The organism is Streptomyces sp. NPDC012637 (genome assembly GCF_042954805.1).
GTDB lineage: Bacteria > Actinomycetota > Actinomycetes > Streptomycetales > Streptomycetaceae > Streptomyces.
In genome coordinates, this window is the sequence record NZ_JBIBDS010000001.1 from 155,087 (window position 1) to 174,431 (window position 19,345).

The 19,345-nt window shown below is 73.3% G+C and carries 19 protein-coding genes; 5 read left to right on the plus strand and 14 right to left on the minus strand.

All coding sequences use genetic code 11. From position 1 onward, the window contains the following. Positions 1-23 precede the first annotated feature (23 nt). The 7 genes from ACFY8W_RS00770 to ACFY8W_RS00800 are packed head-to-tail and all read right to left on the minus strand — an operon-like array spanning position 24 to position 7,931. On the minus strand, positions 24-1,598 hold the full coding sequence (locus ACFY8W_RS00770) for an ABC transporter substrate-binding protein (RefSeq protein ID WP_391098438.1): 1,575 nt from the start codon (positions 1,596-1,598) through the stop codon (positions 24-26). Continuing rightward, positions 1,595-2,407 (minus strand): methyltransferase domain-containing protein, encoded by an 813-nt coding sequence (locus ACFY8W_RS00775; RefSeq protein WP_391098440.1) that lies wholly within the window; start codon positions 2,405-2,407, stop codon positions 1,595-1,597. Before ACFY8W_RS00775 ends, ACFY8W_RS00770 begins: the two co-directional genes overlap by 4 nt. Further along, positions 2,404-3,681, minus strand: coding sequence for an MFS transporter (locus ACFY8W_RS00780; protein WP_391098442.1), 1,278 nt, complete (start codon positions 3,679-3,681; stop codon positions 2,404-2,406). Before ACFY8W_RS00780 ends, ACFY8W_RS00775 begins: the two co-directional genes overlap by 4 nt. Further along, entirely contained in the window at positions 3,678-4,727 is a 1,050-nt protein-coding gene (locus ACFY8W_RS00785; RefSeq protein WP_391098444.1) for an enolase C-terminal domain-like protein, read from the minus strand. Before ACFY8W_RS00785 ends, ACFY8W_RS00780 begins: the two co-directional genes overlap by 4 nt. Further along, positions 4,724-5,818: a pyridoxal-phosphate dependent enzyme gene (locus tag ACFY8W_RS00790; RefSeq protein WP_391098447.1), complete on the minus strand. Its 1,095-nt coding sequence runs from the start codon at positions 5,816-5,818 to the stop codon at positions 4,724-4,726. The genes ACFY8W_RS00785 and ACFY8W_RS00790 overlap by 4 nt, the downstream gene beginning before the upstream one ends. Then, positions 5,815-6,657, minus strand: a complete 843-nt coding sequence (locus ACFY8W_RS00795) for a Rossmann-like domain-containing protein (protein WP_391101633.1) — start codon at positions 6,655-6,657, stop codon at positions 5,815-5,817. Before ACFY8W_RS00795 ends, ACFY8W_RS00790 begins: the two co-directional genes overlap by 4 nt. Before the next feature lie 2 nt (positions 6,658-6,659). Beyond that, positions 6,660-7,931 (minus strand): ATP-grasp domain-containing protein, encoded by a 1,272-nt coding sequence (locus ACFY8W_RS00800; RefSeq protein WP_391098450.1) that lies wholly within the window; start codon positions 7,929-7,931, stop codon positions 6,660-6,662. 123 nt (positions 7,932-8,054) lie between these two features. Here ACFY8W_RS00800 and ACFY8W_RS00805 point away from each other — a divergent pair, with 123 nt between their 5' ends. Continuing rightward, entirely contained in the window at positions 8,055-8,642 is a 588-nt protein-coding gene (locus tag ACFY8W_RS00805; protein ID WP_391098452.1) for a GNAT family N-acetyltransferase, read from the plus strand. A gap of 114 nt (positions 8,643-8,756) precedes the next feature. After that, positions 8,757-10,037, plus strand: a complete 1,281-nt coding sequence (locus tag ACFY8W_RS00810; RefSeq protein ID WP_391098454.1) for a nucleotide disphospho-sugar-binding domain-containing protein — start codon at positions 8,757-8,759, stop codon at positions 10,035-10,037. 27 nt (positions 10,038-10,064) lie between these two features. On the opposite strand, the gene ACFY8W_RS00815 is transcribed toward ACFY8W_RS00810, so the two are convergent. Next, positions 10,065-10,289: a DUF6458 family protein gene (locus ACFY8W_RS00815; protein ID WP_391098457.1), complete on the minus strand. Its 225-nt coding sequence runs from the start codon at positions 10,287-10,289 to the stop codon at positions 10,065-10,067. Positions 10,290-10,366: 77 nt separating this feature from the next. Next, positions 10,367-11,281, minus strand: coding sequence for a pirin family protein (locus ACFY8W_RS00820; protein ID WP_391098459.1), 915 nt, complete (start codon positions 11,279-11,281; stop codon positions 10,367-10,369). 93 nt (positions 11,282-11,374) lie between these two features. On the opposite strand from ACFY8W_RS00820, the gene ACFY8W_RS00825 reads away from it, so the two are divergent. After that, positions 11,375-11,905, plus strand: a complete 531-nt coding sequence (locus tag ACFY8W_RS00825; protein WP_391098462.1) for a carboxymuconolactone decarboxylase family protein — start codon at positions 11,375-11,377, stop codon at positions 11,903-11,905. Between the two features lie 54 nt (positions 11,906-11,959). Here ACFY8W_RS00825 and ACFY8W_RS00830 read toward each other — a convergent pair whose 3' ends face one another. The 5 genes from ACFY8W_RS00830 to ACFY8W_RS00850 form a co-directional block, all read right to left on the minus strand. Beyond that, the gene (locus ACFY8W_RS00830; protein ID WP_391098464.1) at positions 11,960-13,705 is read right to left on the minus strand and encodes a protein kinase; all 1,746 of its coding nucleotides are present in this window, start codon (positions 13,703-13,705) and stop codon (positions 11,960-11,962) included. Between the two features lie 97 nt (positions 13,706-13,802). Beyond that, on the minus strand, positions 13,803-15,128 hold the full coding sequence (locus tag ACFY8W_RS00835) for a radical SAM protein (protein WP_391098467.1): 1,326 nt from the start codon (positions 15,126-15,128) through the stop codon (positions 13,803-13,805). A gap of 186 nt (positions 15,129-15,314) precedes the next feature. Continuing rightward, entirely contained in the window at positions 15,315-16,031 is a 717-nt protein-coding gene (locus tag ACFY8W_RS00840; RefSeq protein ID WP_391098470.1) for an LmeA family phospholipid-binding protein, read from the minus strand. A gap of 68 nt (positions 16,032-16,099) precedes the next feature. Continuing rightward, on the minus strand, positions 16,100-17,014 hold the full coding sequence (locus ACFY8W_RS00845) for an AAA family ATPase (protein ID WP_391098472.1): 915 nt from the start codon (positions 17,012-17,014) through the stop codon (positions 16,100-16,102). A gap of 2 nt (positions 17,015-17,016) precedes the next feature. Beyond that, positions 17,017-18,234 (minus strand): RNA ligase, encoded by a 1,218-nt coding sequence (locus tag ACFY8W_RS00850; RefSeq protein WP_391098475.1) that lies wholly within the window; start codon positions 18,232-18,234, stop codon positions 17,017-17,019. Between the two features lie 173 nt (positions 18,235-18,407). Between ACFY8W_RS00850 and ACFY8W_RS00855 the strand changes: the two genes are divergently transcribed. After that, positions 18,408-18,575: a hypothetical protein gene (locus tag ACFY8W_RS00855; RefSeq protein ID WP_391098478.1), complete on the plus strand. Its 168-nt coding sequence runs from the start codon at positions 18,408-18,410 to the stop codon at positions 18,573-18,575. A gap of 49 nt (positions 18,576-18,624) precedes the next feature. Continuing rightward, positions 18,625-19,296 carry a methyltransferase domain-containing protein gene (locus tag ACFY8W_RS00860; protein ID WP_391098481.1) on the plus strand — a complete coding sequence of 224 codons (672 nt, stop codon included), beginning with the start codon at positions 18,625-18,627 and terminating at the stop codon, positions 19,294-19,296. Positions 19,297-19,345: the final 49 nt, after the last annotated feature.

Genomic DNA, 19,345 nt, shown 5'->3' on the forward strand with positions numbered 1-19,345 from the left:
GCCGACCCATGGGACGTGCGGGCTCACGCGAGCCAGATCTTGTCGAAGCGGGCCCAGTCGAGGGTGTTGGCGGGGGCCTTGTCGGAGACGCCGCGCACGGCGGGCGCGGTGGCGACGATCCAGTCGGCGAAGCCCCAGATCAGGAAGCCGCCTTCGTCGTACAGGCGGCGCTGCATGCGCGTGTAGAGGGCGGCGCGCTCCTTGTCGTCGCGCGTGGCCTGGGCCTGCTGGTAGAGGTCGTCGAAGTCCTTGTGCTGCCACTTGGTGGCGTTGGTGGTGGATCCGGTGAGCAGGCGCTGCGAGATGTGCGACTCGATGGGCATCGCGCCGGACCGGTAGGAGGCGAAGGTGCCGTTGTTCAGGATGTCCTTCCAGTAGGTGTCCTTGTTGCCGACCCTGATCTCGACGGTGACGCCCGCCTTGGCGGCCTGCTCCTTGAAGATGCCGGCCGCCTCGAGGAAGCCGGTGCCGGCGGGGGCGGTGTCGAGCGTGACTTCGAGGCCTTCGGCGCCCGCCTCCTTGAGGAGGGCGCGGGCCCGGTCGAGGTCCTGGGCGCGCTGGGGCAGTTCGGCCGCGTAGTACTGGTAGCCCTTGCCGAACAGGTCGTTGCCGATCTCGCCGGCGCCGGAGAGCGCCCCGTCGACGAGTTCCTTGCGGTCGGCGATGAGGAAGAAGGCCTGGCGGACCCGCTTGTCGTCGAACGGCGGCCGGTCGGTCTTCATGACGAAGCCCTGCATGCCGCTGCCGGGCAGGCGGACGACGTCGATCCTCCCCTTGCCCTCGTGGGTGCGCGCGCTGGCGGGGGCGAGTTCGTGGGCGTAGTGGACCTGACCACCGAGCAGGGCGCTGACCCGGGCCGACTCCTCGGTGGCGATGACGAACTCGAGCTCGTCGAGGTGGGGCGCGCCCTCCCAGTAGGCGTCGTTCCGCTCCAGCAGCAGGGAACTGCCGGGCGTGAAGGAGACGAAGCGGAACGGCCCCGAGCCGACGGGCCGGTCGAAGGCGGTGCTGTCCTCGGGGACGATGTACGCGCCGAACGCGGCGAGCACGTTGGGGAACTCGGCGTACGGGCGCTTCAGCCGGAACTCGACGGTGGTGGCGTCGAGGGCGCGGCTGGCGGCGAGGTCGACGGGTTCCAGGGAGGCCTTGGCTCGGAAGGTTCCCCTGGGGTCGGCGATCCTGCGGTAGCTGTACAGGACGTCGTCGGCGGTGACGGGCCGCCCGTCGTGGAAGGCGGCCTTGCGCAGGGTGACCTTCCAGGTGTCGAGGGAGGCGTTGGGCTCCCAGCGTTCGGCGAGGCGTGGCACGGGCGCGAGGTCCGCGCCGTAGTCGGCGAGCTTGTCGAACAGGGCCTTGGCGCGGGCGGCGTCGACGAAGAGGTTGGCGGCGTGCGGGTCGAGGGTCTCGCCCGCCCCGCCGCCCGCGAACGCGGCACGCAGTCTGCCGCCGCGGCGGGGCGGACCGGCCGCGGCGTTCTTGGCGCCCGTGTCCGCGCCGGTGCCGGTGGAGCATCCGGCGGTGAGGGCGAGGGCGCCGGCGGTGGCACCGGTCGCGACGAGGAAGCTTCTGCGGACGAGGCCGGAGCGGGGGTTGGTCACGATGTGCTGTCTCCGTTGCTGAGGTGGGGCATGAGCCGTGCGACGAGATGAAGCCGGTCGGAACGCGCTGTCGTGCGCGGGGTGTCGCCCTCGTTCCAGGGCGGTTCGGTGCGGGGGCCGGGGCCGTCGTGGAGCGCGAGGACCTCGAACCCGGCGGTGGTGAGGAAGTGACGGAGCTCCTGCGGGAACAGCAGCCGCCAGGCGGAGTGCTGCTCCTCGGCGCACGAGCCGTCGTCGGTGGTCCAGGTGCGGCGGCGGCGCAGGAGTTGGGCGCCGTGGTCGACCCACAGCGTGGTGCGGGAGGTGTAGGTGGTGCCCTGCCAGGCGAAGGAGGCGGTGCGCGGGCCGTCGAGCAGTTCGTTGCCGCCGAGGAAGTAGGCACCGTTGCGCATCTCGGCGACGAGCAGGCCGCCGGGGGTGAGATGGGCGCGGCAGCGTCCGAGGAACGCGGTCAGGTCGTCGTTGGTGTGGCAGTACAGGAGGGCGCTGTCCAGGCAGACGACGGCGTCGAAGACGGTTCCGAGGTCGAAGTCCCGCATGTCGGCGAGGTGGTGGGCGGGGCCGGGGTGGCGGTCGCGGGCGTACGCGAGCATGGTCGCGGAGGTGTCGATGGCGGTGACCCGGCGGCCGGCCACCCGGTGCAGCCAGGCCGCGTCGCGGCCGGTGCCGCAGCCGACGTCGAGGACCCGGGGTCCCGCGCCGTGGCGGACGAGCACGTCTTCGGTCCAGCGGGCCGCGCGGTGGTCCGGGTCGGGGAAGCGGCGCTCGTAGAGTTCGGGGTGGTCGGTGAGGAGGTTCGCGCTGCTCACGTGGTCTCGCTTCGGGGTCGTGGGACGGTGGCGGCGGGTCGGGGTCCTGCTGCGGTGTCGCCGTCGGGCAGTGCGCCGCGGCGCCGCAGCCGGGCGAGGGCGGCCGCGGAGCCCAGGCCGAGGGCCAGGCAGAACGCGTACGGCTGCCAGATCGGGCCGGCGCTTCCGGCGGTGTCCATGGCCCGCCCGACGGCCGCGCTTCCGGCGGCGGCCGCGACGCCGGAGACCATGTAGTACAGGCCGTAGTAGGTGCCGGTCAGGTTCTCCCTGCCGAACGCGGGGATCAGTTCCATCACGAACGGCGAGGCGATCATCACGCCGAGGTGCAGGAGCAGGGCCCCCGCGAGGACCGGCAGCAGGCGCAGCGGGTGTGGGGCGTCCGCACCGGCGACGAGGGCGGGCGGAAGGAAGCCCAGGCCCATGACGCACAGTCCGGTGGTGATCCAGCGGGCGCTGTCGCCGCGGGATTTCAGGGCCCGGGTGAGGCGCAGCTGGAACAGCAGGCTGGTGACCGTCCCGGCGAGGAACAGCAGCCCGGCCGAGCCGTCCCAGCCGGAGGCGTGGGCCGCCGCGTGCGGCAGCAGCAGGTACAGCTGGCTCTCCAGGCCGTACATGCCGATCATCGCGAAGGAGAAGGCGAGGAACCGGCAGTTGCGCACCGCTTCCCGCCAGTCGCCGAGCACCCCGGTGTCGGGGGCGGGGACCGTCCGGGCGGGCAGGACGAGGGCCTGGGCGAGGGTGAGGACGGCGAACACCGCGGCGGCGGTGACGGCGGCGGCCCGGAAGTCGACGAGCAGCAGCGCGGTGCCGAGCAGCGGCCCGAGCAGGGCTCCGGTGGTGGCGAACACCTGGAACAGGGCGAACGCCTCGGCCTTGCGCTCGCCGGCCTCCTGGGCGACGTAGGTGCGGACGGCGGGGTTGAAGAGGGCCCCCGCGAGCCCGCTGAGTATGGACGCGGCGAGGAGCAGGGGCAGGGTGTCGCCGAGCGCGAACAGGGCGAAGCCCAGGGTCCGCAGGGCGCAGCCGGCGATGATGACGCCGCGCGCGCCGAGCCGGTCGGCGGCCGAGCCGCCGATCAGGAAGAGTCCCTGCTGGCTGAGGTTGCGCAGGCCGAGCACCAGGCCGACGACGGCCGCGGACAGGCCGAGGTCGTCGGACAGGTGCGTGGCGAGGTACGGGACGAGCAGGTAGAAGCCGGTGTTGACGCCGAGCTGGTTGACGAGGAGCAGGCGGACGGCGAGCGGGAAGCCGCGGACGGCGGCGAGGGTGTTCACCGTGCGCCCGCCGCCCCGGCGCGTCGTACGCCGAGTCCCGCCCGGCCGGAGGGGCGCACGGTGCCGTCCGTGCCGCCGATGCCCGCCCAGGGGTCGTCGGCGAGCAGCAGGTGGCCGTCGAGGTCGACCCAGCGGGCGCGGTCGACGAGGTGCACGGCGGGGGCGATGCCGAGGGAGCTGGCCGTGAGGCAGCCGAGCATGAGGTCGGTGCCGCTTCCGATGAGGGCCTCGTGGATGCGCAGGGCGGCCCGTACTCCCCCGCACTTGGCGAGTTTGACGTTGACTCCGTGGACCCGCCCCGCGAGGGCGACGGCGTCGTCGTAGGTGACGGCGTCCTCGTCGGCGATGACCGGGACCGGGGAGTCCTTCGCGACCCTGGCGAGGGCGTCGGGGCGTCCGGGCGCGATGGGCTGCTCCACCGCGGTGACGCCGAGGGCGGCGAAGCGGGGCAGGAGGGCGTGGGCCTGGGCCTCGGTCCAGGCCCCGTTCGGGTCGAGCAGCAGGCTCGCCCCGGGGGCGCCGGTGCGGACCGCTTCCACGCGGGCCAGGTCCTCGGCGGGATCGGGTGATCCGGCCTTGATCTTGATGGTGGTGAACCCGCCCATGGCGAGGCGGGCGGCCTGGACGGCTGCCGGTACGGGGGCGGTGATGCCGATCGTACGGGCGGTTGCCGCCGTGGGAGCCTCGGGTGTGCCGAGCATCTGGTGGGCGGGCCGGCCGGCCCGCTTTCCGGTGAGGTCGAGCAGTGCCGCCTCGACCGCGGCGAGCACACCGGCGGGCAGCTCGGGCAGTCCTGCGGCGGCCGGGTCGTCCCAGGCCGTCTCGGGGTCGGGAAGGCGTTCCAGGGCCGGGCGGACGGCCGAGAGGTGGTGGGTGATCCGGGCGGTGGGCAGGCCGAGGTGGTCGCTGCTGACGGCCTCGCCCCAGCCGCGCAGGCCGCCGTGTTCGACGGAGAGCCAGACGGCGTCACGGCGGGCCATCACCGAGCGCGAGATGCGCAGGGGTTCGGCCAGTTCGAGTCCGGTCGTGTGCCAGGTCAGTTTCACGCGGTGCCTCCGCGGGTGCGGGCCGGCGGATCGAGCACGGTGCGGCAGCGGGTCCAGCCGACGGCTTCGGCGGCGTGCGGGTGCGGGATCTCCAGGGGGCGGACGGACAGTTCGGCCATGTCCAGGCCGTGGGTGTGGCAGAAGTCGTCGTCGTAGACGGTGCCGAGGTAGCGGTGCGGTCCGTCGGGGAAGACGGTGGCGACCACCGCGCCGGTCTCGACCCTGGCCGCCCATGCGGAGACCAGGGCGACGGCACCGGTGCTCCAGCCGCCGCTGACGAAGCTGGAGCGGGCGAGCCTGCGGCAGGCGTCGACGGCCTCGGCCGGGCCCACCCAGTGCACTTCGTCGAAGACGTGGTGGGCGACGTTGCGCGGGTGGATGCTGCTGCCGAGCCCGCGCATGAGCCGGGGCCGGGCCGGCTGGCCGAAGATGGCCGAGCCGACGGAGTCCACCCCGATGACCTTGAGCAGCGGCCAGCGGCGGCGCAGGTGTCCGGCGAGACCGGCGCTGTGACCGCCGGTTCCGACGCTGCACACCAGGATGTCCAGGTGGTCGAGCTGCTCGCAGAGTTCGTCCGCCATGGAGGCGTAGCCGGCCACGTTGTCGGGGTTGTTGTACTGGTCGGGCCAGTAGGCGCCGGGGATCCGCGCGAGCACCTCGCGCAGGCGGGCGATCCGGGCGGCCTGCCAGCCGCCCTCGGCGGCGGGCCGGTCGACGAGTTCCAGCTGCGCCCCGTGGGAGCGCAGCAGCTGCCGCATGCTCGGTTCCAGCTCGACGTCGCCGACCAGGACGACGGGGTGGCCGAGGGCCTGTCCGGCGAAGGCGAGGCCGATGCCGAGGGTGCCGGAGGTGGACTCCACGACGGGCGCCCCGGGGCGGAGTTCACCGCGCCGACGGGCGCCGAGCAGCATGGAGACGGCGGCCCGGGACTTCATGCCTCCCGCCCCGAGGCATTCGAGCTTCGCCCAGAACCCCGGGTGCGGGAGGGGGAGTTCGGTGCGGATGCGGGCGAGCGGCGTACGGCCGATCAGCGGCAGCAGATCGCGGTTGGCCGCCCCGGGCGACCGGTACAGCACGGGTGCGGTGGTCACCGGGGGCCTCCGTAGCAGTGGATGACGCCGGGGCCGCCGTCCAGCCAGAAGAACGGGTAGGGCTCGGCAGACACGGCGGTGACCCCGGCGTCCAGGAAGCGCGGGAGGACCGCGCTGCCGGTCTGCGCGAACATGACGAGCGGCTTGCCGGTCGCGTCGGCGTGGTCGAGCAGGGTCTGGAAGGTGCCGTTTCCGAGGGTCATGCCGGAGGCCAGCACCGCGTCGCAGTCCGCCAGCTCCGCGAGGGCGTCGGTGCGGACGGGCTCGCCCCACTCGGTGCTGCCGCCCTTGAGGTCGCAGGGCACGTACGCGGTGCCGCGCGCCCTCAGGCGTTCCAGCAGCGAGTTCACGACGCCGACGACGAGGACCCGCTCGGCGGCGCCGGGAAGGAGGTCCACGACGGCCCTGGCGCGTGCCCGCGAGCGTTCCAGGGAGCTTCCGGGCGGCAGCGCGCGGGGCCTGGCGCCGTGCTCGGGTGTGTGGGGGCGGACGTGCATGAGGTAGGCGTCGAGCGCGGCGACCCGTACGGGCAGCAGCGGGTGGCCGAGGAGTTCGGCGACGGTGGCGCCGACGCAGTCGTCGAGCGCGGCGGGGCCGAGCGTGCCCGGCTCGACGGCACAGGATCCGACGGCCGCGTGCAGCCGCAGGCTGAGCACCTCGTTGCGGTAGCCCGTGGCGCGGCCGGCGTGGCGGACGGCCTGGGAGGTGGTGAAGGCCAGTGCCACCCGCTGCCCGGCGGGGTCGTCGCCGTACGCCCCGGCACGTACGGCGGCGACGAGTCCGTCGAGGGTGCGGACGGCCGGTTCGCTCCGCGCGGGGTGGCCCGTGGCTGTAGGGATGCTCACGCCGGCAGCTCCTGGGAGGTGGCGTAACACGGGCGGAGGCGCGAGAGCAGGTCCTCGGCCAGGGCGCGGGCGCCGGCGCCGCCGGTGTCGACCGTCATGACGTGGCCCAGGTACTCGTTGTTGCTGGCGGCGGGCCGGACGGTACGGCCGGGTGCGGCGAGGGTGAGTTCCCGTACCTCGGGCAGGTCGCGTACGCGGGCGGAGCCCTCGATCGCGGTGAGCGTGCCGGACGTGTCGGGCAGCAGGAAGGCGATGGCGGCGCTGTGCACGCCGGTCGGTCGCGGCACGAGGTCGGGGGTGTGCCCGAGGGCCACGTCGACGGCGGCGGCCGCGATGTCGACGCCGGTGACGTGCCGGACCAGCTCGGTGATGCGGTTTCCGGCGGGGCGGGGGTTGACCTCCACCACGCGGGGCCCGCCCGGGGTCAGTTTGATCTCGGAGTGGCAGACCACGTCGTCCAGTCCGAGTGCCTTGACGGCGGCGACGGCGGTGTCCGTGGCCGCGGTGGTGTCGCCGGGGGTGAGCGCGGCCGGGAACATGTGACCGGTCTCGATGAAGGCCGGCGCCCCTCCGATGCTCTTGTCGGTGACACCGACGACGTGCGTGGCCCCGTGGAAGGAGACGGTCTCCACGCTGACCTCGGGGCCGGTCAGGAGCTCCTCCAGGAGGAGGACGGGCGTGCGGTCCTGGCCCCGGGCGTTGACCGGGAAGTCCGTCAGGGCCCGGCAGGCGTCCAGGAGTTCCCGCTCGTCGTGCACCTGACGGACCAGCATGCCGGCGCACAGGTCCACGGGCTTGACGACCAGCGGGTACCCGATGCCGAGGGCGGCCGCGGCCGCCTCCGCCGGGTCCGCGCACACGGCGAACCGGGGGCCGGGGACCGCGGCCTCGGCCAGGGACCGGCGGGTCAGGTCCTTCCGGCAGGCCCGTTCGACGGCCTCGGCGCCCGGGCCCGGCAGGCCGAGCCGCTCGGCGATGCGGGCCGCCGTCGGCAGGTAGTAGTCGCACGAGGACAGCACGCCGTCGAAGCCCAGCACGCCGTGCACCCGTTCGAGATGGGGAAGCAGCGTGCCCGGATCGTTGGTCTCGGCCGTGATGATGTTGCGCGCGCCGAGGAGCGGATGCGGTCCGTCGGCGGGTGCGGCGCGCAGGTAGTGGTGGAGGTCGCGGGTCACGAAGGTGAATTCGTGGCCGCCCTCGAGGATCGCCCGGGGCAGCAGCCTGCTCATCGACCCCACCCAGCTCTCGACAACCAGCAGATGTCCCACGCGACTCCCTCTCCTCCGGGTCGACGACCGAGGTCGCCGGCTCGCCGTCCCAGCGAGCCGTGGAGACGTTATCGGAAATCGTTTTCATTTCCAACATCGAGTTTTTCGGGTAGTCTGCGGCTCATGGATCGCCCCGAACAGGAAGAAATCGGCCCGTACTTGGTGCGGCACGCCCGGCCGGAGGACGTGCCGGGTGCACGGAGCGTCATGCTCGACACGTTCTACGAGGAGTTCGGGTACGGCTACGTCCCGCAGTGGCACGACGACGTGATGGACATCGAGGGCAGCTACCTCGAACACCCACGGCACGCCCTGCTGGTGGCCGTCCTCGACGGCACCGTGGTCGGCACCACCGCGGTGAACTCCCGGGGACCGGCACACCCGCCCCACCCGCGCCGGCTCGCCGAGCGGTACCCGACCGGGCGGACCGCGCAGCTGCTACGGGTCTACGTGCGCCCGGAACACCGACGGCACGGCCTGGCCCGCGCCATGGTCAACGCGGCCTGCGCGTTCGCCGCCGAGGTGCCCGGATACGACAGCGTCTACCTGCACACCAACGTCGACATCCCCGGCGCCGAGGCCTTCTGGCGCAGCCTCGCGACCGAGGTCTTCGACGCCCGCACCACGGGCGAGCACGGCGGCTTCGGGACGGTCCACTTCGAGATCCCCCTGCCCGCCCCCGCCCGGCAGGCCGCACCCGGCCGCCGGTAGGTCCGCGCGCACCGGCGGGCACCCATCGGAGAGCCGTCGCGAGTGGCCGGCGCGACGCGCCCGGGGCCCGACGGTCTTCCCTCCGGGCACCACCCTCCCGGCATACTCGTCACGATGCGCGTCGCACTGATCACCGCCGGATCCCGAGGTGACATCGCTCCGTTCACCGGCCTCGGTCACGGCCTGGTGCGCGCGGGACACCAAGTCACCGTCGTCACCCACGAGTCGTTCGCCGGCCTGGTGCGCGAAGCCGGCCTCTCCTTCCACGGCCTGCCGGTGGACCCGCAGGCCGAGTTGCGCACGGAGCACGGCCGACGGCTGCTCACCGCCCGGAGCGGACCGGGGAAGCTGGCGAGGGTGCTGGCGATGGCCGCGCGACTGGTCGAGGGAATGGCTCCGGGGATGCTGGAGGCTGCACGGGCGAGCGACGTGCTGCTTCTGTCGGGGTCCGTCGCGCCGCTCGGCCATGCCATCGCCGAGGGCCTGCGGCTGCCGAGCAGAGGCGTGTACCTCCAGCCCCTCGCGCCGACAGGGACCTTCCCGCCGCCCGTCGTGGGTACGCGGTCCTGCGGCGGCCCGGGCAACCGGCTGGCCGGGCATGCGGTCAACGCCGCTCTGGACCTGGTGTTCAGCAGGGCCGCACGGGCCGTCGAGCGGGAACTCGGCGGCCACCTCCGCCGCTCCGCGGACCGGCGCCGGAACCGGGAGCGGCGGAACTGGCCGGTCCATCACGGGTTCAGTCCCCTGGTGGTGCCCCGTCCGCCCGACTGGCGCCCGGGGCTGACGATCGGCGGCTACTGGTGGCCGTACACCTCGCCCGGCGCGGAACTCCCGGGGGAAGTCCGCGACTTCCTGGATGCCGGGCCCGCCCCGGTCTTCGTCGGCCTGGGCAGCCCGACGGTACCCGACCCCGAACGCGTGAGCGGTCTGCTCGTCCGGGCGCTGCGCGAGGCCGGACTGCGCGGCGTGATCCAGTCGGGCTGGAGCGGGTTGCGCGCCGACGGCGACGACATGCTGACCATCGGAGAGGTGCCGCATTCGCTGCTGTTCCCGCACATGGCGGCCGTGGTCCACCACGCGGGCGCCGGGACGACCGCCGCCGGGCTGCGCGCCGGCGTGCCCGCCGTGCCGATGCCCGTGTGGTTCGACGGCGCGTTCTGGGCGTCGCGGCTCACCGCCCTCGGCGTGTCGCCCGGCCCGGTGCCGCTGGGACGGCTCACCACGCCGAGCCCTCTCGCCGCCGCCCTGACCGCCGCCACGCGCGACCCCGCGTACCGCCTGCGAGCTGCCGCACTCGCCGGCCGACTGCGGCAGGAGGACGGCGTGGCCCCGGTACGGGCGGCACTCGAGCAGCTCGACGACGACGCGCGCGAGGCGGCGGGAGCACGCCGCTGACGTCGTGGTCCGCGCCCGCCGCCCTTCTCAGTGCAGGTCCCGGCGCTCGTCCTCGGTCACCGTCGGGGCGACCGGAGGGACCACCACCCGGCGACGGCGCAGGATGCTCGTGTACACGGCGGTGCCGATGATGCCGACCGCCATGAAGATCAGCCCCACCAGGTCGAGATCGACCCCGTCGAGCTGCCAGTCGGTCGCGAAGGTCAGTATGGCGCCGACGGCGATCAGGATGATGCAGACTCCCAGACCCATGGTTCCTCCCTTGTCGGGTCGGATGTCGCTCGCGTACCCCGGTCCGCGACTCCCATCCCCCCGGCGGCCGACCCGGGTCAGCGCGGGTTGCGCCGCGGCTTGAGCGGGGTCGTGGGGAGTTCGGGGGCGGGCAGCGGGGCGCCGTCGTAGCCGACCACCTCGCCGAAGCGGTCGCCGGTCGCCCAGTCCTCCCTCGCCCTGCGGATCTCCTCGTCCGTGCGGGCGATGAAGTTCCACCACATGATGATCTCCTCCTCGAACGGAGTGCCGCCCAGGAGGACCGCCCGCGCGCGGTGGTCGGACTCGTTGGTGAGGGTGAGGGTCGTGCGGCCGGTGGGTACGTAGCCGAGTTCGGCGGGCTTGAGGACCGTGCCGGCGAGGCGCACGGCGCCCTCGTCCACGAGGAGGCCGTGCTCGAAGGCCGGGTCGACGTCGAGGGTGACGGTGGCTCCGGCGTCGACCAGCAGTTCGGCTCCGAGCAGCGGGGTGAAGGTGCGCACCGGCGAGGTCTCGCCGGCCAGCGTGCCCAGGAAGACCCTGAGTTCGGCGCCCTCGACCCGGCGCGGCTGCGGCGCGTGGTGCTGGAAGTCGCGCGGCGCGTGGCGCTGCGCCTCGGGGAGGGCGAGCCAGAGCTGGACGCCGTGCAGGACGGTGGTGCCGGGCGTGGAGACCTCGGAGTGGCTGATGCCGTGCCCGCCGGTCATGAGGTTGATCTCCCCGGGCCGCACGTAGGCGTGGGTACCCAGGCTGTCGCGGTGCTCGATCTCGCCGGTGAAGAGCCAGCTCACCGTCTGCAGTCCGGTGTGCGGATGCGGGGCGACGTCCATGCCGCCCGAGTCGGCGACCAGGTCGGGGCCGTAGTGGTCGGCGAAGCACCAGGCCCCGATGAGGGTCCGGGTCCGCTGGGGCAGTGTGCGGCGTACGGTCATGGCGCGCGGGCCGCCCAGCGGGACGTCGCGTGCGGTGAGGACCTCTACCTCCGTGGCACCCATCTCCCGACCCCTCTCAATGTAGTTCCATTTTCAACAATTATGAAGGATGATAGCTGTGACGACACACCGCGACAACAGACGAAGGAGCACAGGGTGAGCGACTCGGCACAGGTCACCGCGACGGCGACGGCCACCGCGCCGGTGACGGGGGCGGCTCGGCAGACCGGGCGGATCTACCTCGACAAGCAGAGCCCCGCGGCCTACCGGGCCCTCGTGGCCACGGCCGAGACCGTCCGCAGGACCGCCGCCGAGGCGGGCCTCGACCGTGTCCTCGTGGAGCTGGTCAACCTCCGTGTCTCCCAGCTCAACGGCTGCGCCTCCTGCCTCGACGTCCACACCCGGGCCGCGCTGCGGGCCGGTGAGACCGCCCGGCGGCTCGGCGTGCTCGCCGCCTGGCGCGACACCGAGCTCTTCACCGCCCGCGAGCGCGCCGCCCTCGCCCTCGCCGAGGCGACGACCCACCCGGAGGAGGCCGACGCGCAGGACCGCGCGTACGCCGGGGCCCGTGAGGTCCTGAGTGACGACGAGCTGTCCGCGGTGATCTGGGTGGCCATCACCATCAACGCCTTCAACCGGGTCTCGATCCTCAGCAAGCACCCCGTCCGCGAGCCCGCCGGCCACTGAGCCCGCCGGTCACGTCGCCGGGTCGCCGGTCACTGGGCCGTCCCCTCCGGAGCGTCAGGAAGCCGGATAGCTGGACACGACCTTGCCCTTCTGGTCGGCCGCCAGATAGCCCACCGCGCTGTACTCGTTGATGAGGTAGAAGCGCATCGTGGGACGGTCCTCGTTGAAGGTCCAGCGGTCGACGACGACATAACGCATCGTCGGGTCGTCCACCTTCAGCTCGCCCTCACCGCGCCGCATCAGCGCCGGAAGCGTGTCCCACGCCATGGCGGCGACGTCGAAGGGCTGGTCGTCCGGGTCGCTGCCGATCGTCCCGCCGGGGCCGGTCCTCCGGGCCGCGCCGTCGCGGAACTCCCATCGGTCGTACGTCCTGGCCCCCGGCCGGGTGGGAATGGAGGCGAGCGCGTAGCCCTCGTAGACCGTGAGTTCCTTCATGCTGGTGCTTCCGGCGGCATCGCCGAACGCCTTGACGACGGCACGGACGTTCGCCGGCGTGAGCAGGCTGCCGCGGGGAGCCGCCGTGCCCGGGTCCGCGGTGGCACCGTCGCCCACACCGGCCGGGGTACGGCTCGCCGGAACGGAGGACGCACCGCCCTTCGCCCCGGTACCCGTCCCGCTCCCGGTCCCGGCGCCGCCCTTGGCGCCGCCGTCCGGCAGCAGGTTCACCACGCCCAGCACCACGGCGCCCGTCAGCACCACCGCACCGGCGACCAGACCGACACGACGGCCGGTACGGGAGGGGGCCGGCGGCCTGACGCCGCCGGACGGGACGGTCGGCCCGGCCCAGGGCGCCGCCGAGGCCGGAGCGGGCGTGCCCGGCGGTCCGTAGGCCGGGTGGGCGTAGGGCGCGCCGAAGCCGACCGCGACCGGAGGCGCGGCATGTCCGGACGCGGCCTGCCCGGGCGCGGCCAGGCCTGGTGAGGGCTGTCCGGGCGGAGACTGCACCGCTGCCGGCAGTCCCGCCTCGGCCTCCGCGAGCAGCCGGTCCAGGAGCGCGCCGTCCGGACGCGCCGCCGGGTCGCGCACCAGGACCCGTTCGAGCACGGGCCTCAGCGGCCCGGACCGCACCGGCGCCGGGATCGGGTCGTCGAGCACGGCGACCACGGTCGCCAGGCTCGTGGCGCGCCGCAGTGGGTGGTGGCCCTCGGTCGCCACGTACAGGAGCATGCCCAGCGACCACAGGTCGGAGGCCGGGTTGCCCTCCTCGCCGCGCACGCGCTCGGGTGCGATGAACTCGGGCGAACCGATCAGGTCACCGGTGGACGTGAGCCGCGAGGTGGCGCCGTTGAACGCGGCGATGCCGAAGTCCGTCAGGACGGCGCCGCCGTCGGGGCGGAGCAGCACGTTGGCGGGCTTCACGTCGCGGTGCTGGATGCCCGCGGCGTGCGCGGCGCGCAGCGCGGACAGCACCTGGCGGCCGAGCGTGGCCGCCTCTGCCGCCGTCATCGGGCCCTCGGCCAGCCGGTCGTACAGCGAGCGGCCCTCGACGAGTTCCATGACGATCCACGGGTGCGAGCCGTCGCCCGGCTCGACGATGTGGTGGATCGTCACCACGTGCGGGTGGGAGAGCCGGGCCAGGGCCCGGGCCTCGCGGACGGCGCGCTCGCGCAGCTGCGCGGCGAAGCCGGGATCAGCCTCCGCGGCCGCCGGGTCCGGCGGCCGTACCTCTTTGAGCGCGACGTCCCGGTCGAGGGCGACGTCCCGCGCCCGCCACACCGTTCCCATACCGCCACTGCCCAGTCTGGCGACCAGCCGGAACCGCCCGTCGACCAGGGGTCTGCCGCCCTCACTCGTACTCATGGGCGGCATCGTAGGCGGTTCCGGTGACACCGCCGCGCCGGGTAGGCGGCGGGCGGTGCCGGGAGGGCTTCAGGAGGGCCCGGGACGGCCGTGAGGGCTAGGCCGTGCCGTCCTCGCCCGGAAGGCTGTCCATGAACGAGCTGACCGAGAACACCGCGCGGCCGGGGCCGGCCGGGCCGTAGCCGGGAGGCGAGCTGAGGCCGTGGGACTCCATCGTCGCCCGGTAGGCGTCGAGGAGCCGGATGTGGTACTCCAGCGGCGCGCCCGCCGGGTTGGCCTTGCCGAGCGGAGTGGTGGGCTCGGGGCACCAGGTGGTGAAGCGGGGCGTGATGCCGCGCGACATGAAGTACTCCAGGCCCTCCGTGGTGGAGGCGATGGCCTCGTCGACCGTCGTGAAGCCGAAGGGCTCGGCCATCTCCACGCCCGCCACGAAGTTGGGGATGACGTTGCGCGGGCCGAACACCTCGGCCGAGTCGAGGATCCGGCGGTGCCACTCGTCGCGGCCGACGTAACGCTCCTTGCCCGGGCAGTACAGCTCGAACAGGCGCTTGTCCCACACCTCGTAGTTGGGGTGGTAGATCCGGATGCCGTAGTCCTTGAACCGCTGGACGTCGGCCTTGGGCAGCGCCTGGGCGACGACCTTGCCGATCCAGCGGCCGGGGAAGCGCTCCTCGATGGCCTGGGCGTACTGGCCGTAGAAGTCGGCCTCGTCCTTTCCGGCGACCCGGGAGGTGACGGCGCCGCCGGTGAGGGTGTACGCGGTCGAGGCGCCGGTCGTGTCGTACTTGTCGATGATCGCGAGCGCCTCGAGCACCTCCTCGACGTCCTTCACGCCGGTGTAGGGCCGGCCGGCGGCCTTGTGCTGGCGCCAGTTGTGGTTGATGTCGCAGTACTGGCACTCCTCCTTGGCGCCGAAGTACTGGCAGACGCGGAAGACCGTGAGGTAGATCAGGTAGCCCCACTGGATGGTGGGCGCCACCTCCATCACGGACTTCCCGTTGGCGAGGGTGTGCCGGTAGTACTCGGGCATCGGCGGCAGGCCGACGTCCGCGATGCGGCGGCCGTCGAGGTAGAGCCCGAGCATGCCGTCGTCGCCCGCTGCCACCCGGTAGGGCGAGGCCGGGTTGACCCGGACGGAGACGACGGTGCGGCGCAGCTCGTACGGCCCGCCGGTCAGCACGATCTCCTCGGGCGGGCGGCGCAGCGCGGCCTGCCCGAGCTCCGGCAGGGTGCGGTGGTCGAAGGAGAAGATGAAGTACGACTTGGGCTTGACCTCGCCCGACGCCTCGTCGCCGGAGTCGGTGAGGGCCGAGTCGTCGAAGGCGATGCCGCCGCGCAGGAGGTCCTCCTTGATCACCGCCTCCTTCGGGACGTGCGGGAAGCGGTGCATGAGGTCTTCGACCTCGTCGGTGCGGCGGATCATGCGCGAATACATCTCCTCGGTCGTGCGGTCGCGAGCCGGGTGGGCCACTGACCACCCTAGGACGGCGCCGCCGGGCCCGGTATCCGACCCCGGTCGCACGTGTCCTCCGTCGCAGGGCGGATACCTGCCCCGAAGGTCTCGCGGACAGCCGTCGAGGGGCTGGGACCGGAGCCCCTCGACGTCCCGTCAGTCGCCGAGGACGACCTGGTGTCCGGTCAGTTCCAGCTCGAGCCCGTCCGGGTTGGACCGGGCGGCGGTGAAGTCGATGTTCCGGGGCAGCGGCACCCGCCAGGTGTAGGTGCTGCCGCCGAGCTCCGGGACGCGCAGCTGGAACTCGTCGGCCGCGACCGCCACGGTCGCGGCCGTGTCCAGCGGCCTGCCGTCCCAGGTGCCGGTGATGCGCAGCGGCGCCGACTGGCCGCCGGCCGCGCCGCCGGAGCCGCCTGCGGCCGGTGCGACGGTGAGGGCACCGCCCTTGCCGAGCAGCCGGGAGACGACCCCGGACAGGTCCTCGTAACCGATCGTCACGCGTCCGGTGACGAGGTTGGCGCCGGCGCTGCGGGCGGTGAAGGAGGGCGCGGTCAGGTCGTGCAGGTCGAGGCTGAGCTTGCGCACGTTGAGGTGGTCGCCCTGGGCGTTGGCCGAGGTGTTCACGGAGAAGTTCCCGGCGGTCAGGGTCACGTGGTCGAGGCTCAGGTCCGCGGCCTGGGTGAGGAAGGGGAAGCCGTGGATCGAGAGTTCGGTGAAACCGTTCGTCGACCCCGATCCGTAGCCGTACTTCTCCTCGGCGAGGGCGACGGCCTCCTTCTCCGCGTAGTGGACGGCGATCCGGTCCACGGCGACGAAGAGCCCCGCCAGTATCACGAGCGTGATGGTGAGTACCTTCACCCAGCGCCGCTTCATTCCCGTGCTCCCCCCGTGCGTGCCGTGCCCGCCCGCTGCGGGCACCGGCCGCCGATCCTAAGCGGTGCTCAGAAGTTGCCGTAGTTGACCTGCCACGTGGGCAGGCCCATCCGGCGCCAGACGGCGACGACCCGGTCCCGGTCGTCGAGCGACACGCGGACCGCGTAGCGGGAGCGGACATGGGCGTCGAACAGCTCGGCCTTGACGAGGTCGTCGGAGCGGCCGTCGTCGGACGCCCGCATCCACAGCTCGTCGTACGGCACCTCGTACCGCGCGAGCCAGGCCTCGGTCATCGCCCGGTGGTCCTCGCTGCGCCCGGAGAGCAGCACGATCCGGTCCTGGTGGGAGGCCCGGAAGGCGCGCAGGGCCTCGCGCACGGGCAGGTTGGGCAGATCGAGGTCGCAGCGCGTGAAGTCGTACGGCCCGCGGTCGCCGCGCAGCGCGAGGGTGCCGTCGATGTCGCACAGGACGGCGGAGGGCAGGGCGGGGTCGGCGACGTACGGGGTGACGGCGGGCCGGTCGTTGAGCCAGTCGCCGGTGAGCCGCCAGCCGCCGCGGAGGGCCTTGGCGTGCTTGTCGGCGAGGATGCGGATGATCTCCTCCCCGACGGGCCGGTCGCGGGCGGCGTCGCGGCGGACGCACTCGTCGACGGGCACGTCGGTGAAGTCGTGCACGACGAAGCCGGCGTCGCGGCCGGCGAGGGCGGCCTTGAGGCGCTTCGGGATGTGCGGGGTGAGGTGGGTGTTGTCGACGACGACGTCGAAGCCGTCGTCGACGGCGGCGCGGATCGCCGCGTCCTGGATGCCGAGCACGGTCTGCTCGTGGACGTGCGAGCGACGGCCGTCGCCCGGCAGGTCGAGCATGCTGCGCAGGTCGTCGAGGTTGACGCGGCGCATCCGGCCCTCGGCCCGCTCCTGCAGGGCGCGGGCTGCGGTGGTCTTGCCGGAGGCGGGCAGTCCGGTCATGACGTGGACCACGGGCACGGTCAGTTCTCCTCGTCGGTGGTGAAGGGGTCGGCGGCCTCGGGGCGCAGCTCGCGCCAGACCAGCAGGTCGGTGCGGCGGCCGTCGAGGCGCAGGAAGAGGGCGGAGCGCAGCCGCGGGTCGGGCAGCGCCTTGGCGGCCCGGGCGAAGGCGCCCCTGTCGTCGGCGAGATGGGCGAGCGAGGCGTAGGCCTCGTCGATCGCCTGCTCGCGGGCGGCGAAATCGTACTCCAGGCGGGCGATGACGGATCGCACCCAGGCGTCGAACTCGTCGGGCATCTGCTCCAGGAGGGCGTCGAGGGGACGGCCGCCCTGGGTGCGGATGCCGCCGAGCTCGGCCACGGACAGACCGAGGCCCTGGGCCAGGATCCTGGCCGAGGTGCCGGCGAAGCGCTGGATTCCGTGGCCGCGCCAGATGTCGCGCTCGGTGACCCCGGTGAGGACCTTGTGCAGCCGCACGTACTCGGAGATCTTCGCCTTGGCGCGGACTCCGGACGCGAAGCGCAGCACGAAGCCCTCCGCGTCGGTGCCGGTGGCCGGACTCCCGTCGGGCAGCGTGTTGGTCTCCGTGAGCTTGAGGAGGGCGTCGAGCGCGATCGGCGGGTGGAGGGTCACGACGGAGCCGATGCCCCGCCAGGCGTCGGCGGCCTCGGCGAGCGGCGTCTCGGTGCCGTCCGGGCCGAAGGCGGCGAGCAGCACGAGGTCACGCCGGCCGCCGTAGTCGACGACGATCCGGTTCTCGGGGTAGACGATCTCCGTCAGGTACGTCGTCCCCGGGACCAGCGCCGAGGTGTCGGCGGCGTCGAGACGGCGCTGCGCCCAGGTGGCCTGGGTGCTGACGAAGGAGCCCTTGGAGGCGACGTGCCACCGGCCGTCGTAGTGGAAGACCACGCCGAGGCTGCCGTCGACCTTCTCGTAGACCTCGAAGGGTTCGTCGGGGAGCGCGGGCGCGTAGGGGCGGCCGCTCTCGTGCTCGGAGACGTTGAAGAACTTGGGCAGCGGGAGGGCGACGATCCGTCCGGTGCGGTCGTCGGCGACGAGACCGCGGCAGCGCGTGGTGACCTCGTTCCACACGCCTTCGTACTGGCAGACCCGTGTGTACGTGTAGATGGACAGCGGCAGCGCGGGGTGCGGCTTGCGGGTCACGTGCCCGGACGCGAGCGCTGCCGCCAGTTCGTCCTGCGGCAGCAGCGCGTCGAGAGTCAGGCCGGCCTGGCTCATGGGTTCCCTCCCGTGTTTCGAGGAGGCTCATTCTTCTGTCCCGTTGCGGGCCCGACCAGCGAATTAGTGGTCCACAGGTGGGTCCGGCATCCGAACCCGGGGCCGGGGGCGGGTGCCCGCCCCCGTAGACTCCCGGTCCTGAAGGACGTCAGAAGGCCGAGGAAGCGAGCGCAATGAACTACGCGGACACCACCGCCCCCATCTATGCCGAGCTCATACGTGAGCAGGGGGACGTTCCCGGTGACGTACGCCGGACCGCCGAAGAGGTGCTGCGCGACCTCAGCCGTGTGATCCAGATGCCGCCGACCGGGCTGGGCCCGGCCGGTGTGCCGATGCAGTAGCCGCATCCGGCCGGAGCGGTGCGTACCGGACGACCAGGGGGGCGTGAGCATGACGTTCGACGACGGCGCGGGCGGGACCGGCGGCGGCGCGGATCACGTTCGGGTACGGCGGAGCTACGACGCCGTGGCCGAGGAGTACCTCGCCCGGATCGGTGACGAGCTGGACGGCAAGCCGCTGGACCGGGCCCTGCTGGGTGCGCTGGCCGAGCAGGCGGGCGACGGCGCGCTGCTGGCCGACCTGGGCTGCGGGCCTGGGCACGTCGCCGCGTGGCTGGCCGGTCGCGGTCCGGCGGTGGTCGGTGTCGACCTCTCCCCCGCGATGGTGGCGATCGGCCGTGAGCGGCACCCCGAGGTGGAGTTCCGCGAGGGCGACCTGCTGCGGCTGCCGGCCGGCGACGGCGAGTTCGACGCCGCCGTCGCGCTGTACTCGCTCATCCATCTCGGGCCGGGCGAGCTCGCTCCGGCCCTCACGGAGATCCGCCGGGTGCTGCGCCCGGGCGGCCGGCTCCTGGTGGCCTTCCACGTCGGCGACGAGGTGAAGAACCTCACCGAGTGGTGGGGGCACGAGGTGGACGTCGACTTCCACTTCCTGGATCCGTCCGCCGTGGCGGCGGCGCTGCAGGAGGCCGGCTTCCGGATCGAGGCCCAGCTGGAGCGCGCCCCGTATCCGCACGAGGCGGAGACGCGTCGGGCCTGTCTGCTGGCCCGCCGGGAGGACTGAGCTTCGGGGAACCCGGCTCCAGCGGCGGCGGGCGACGGACGACCGCGTG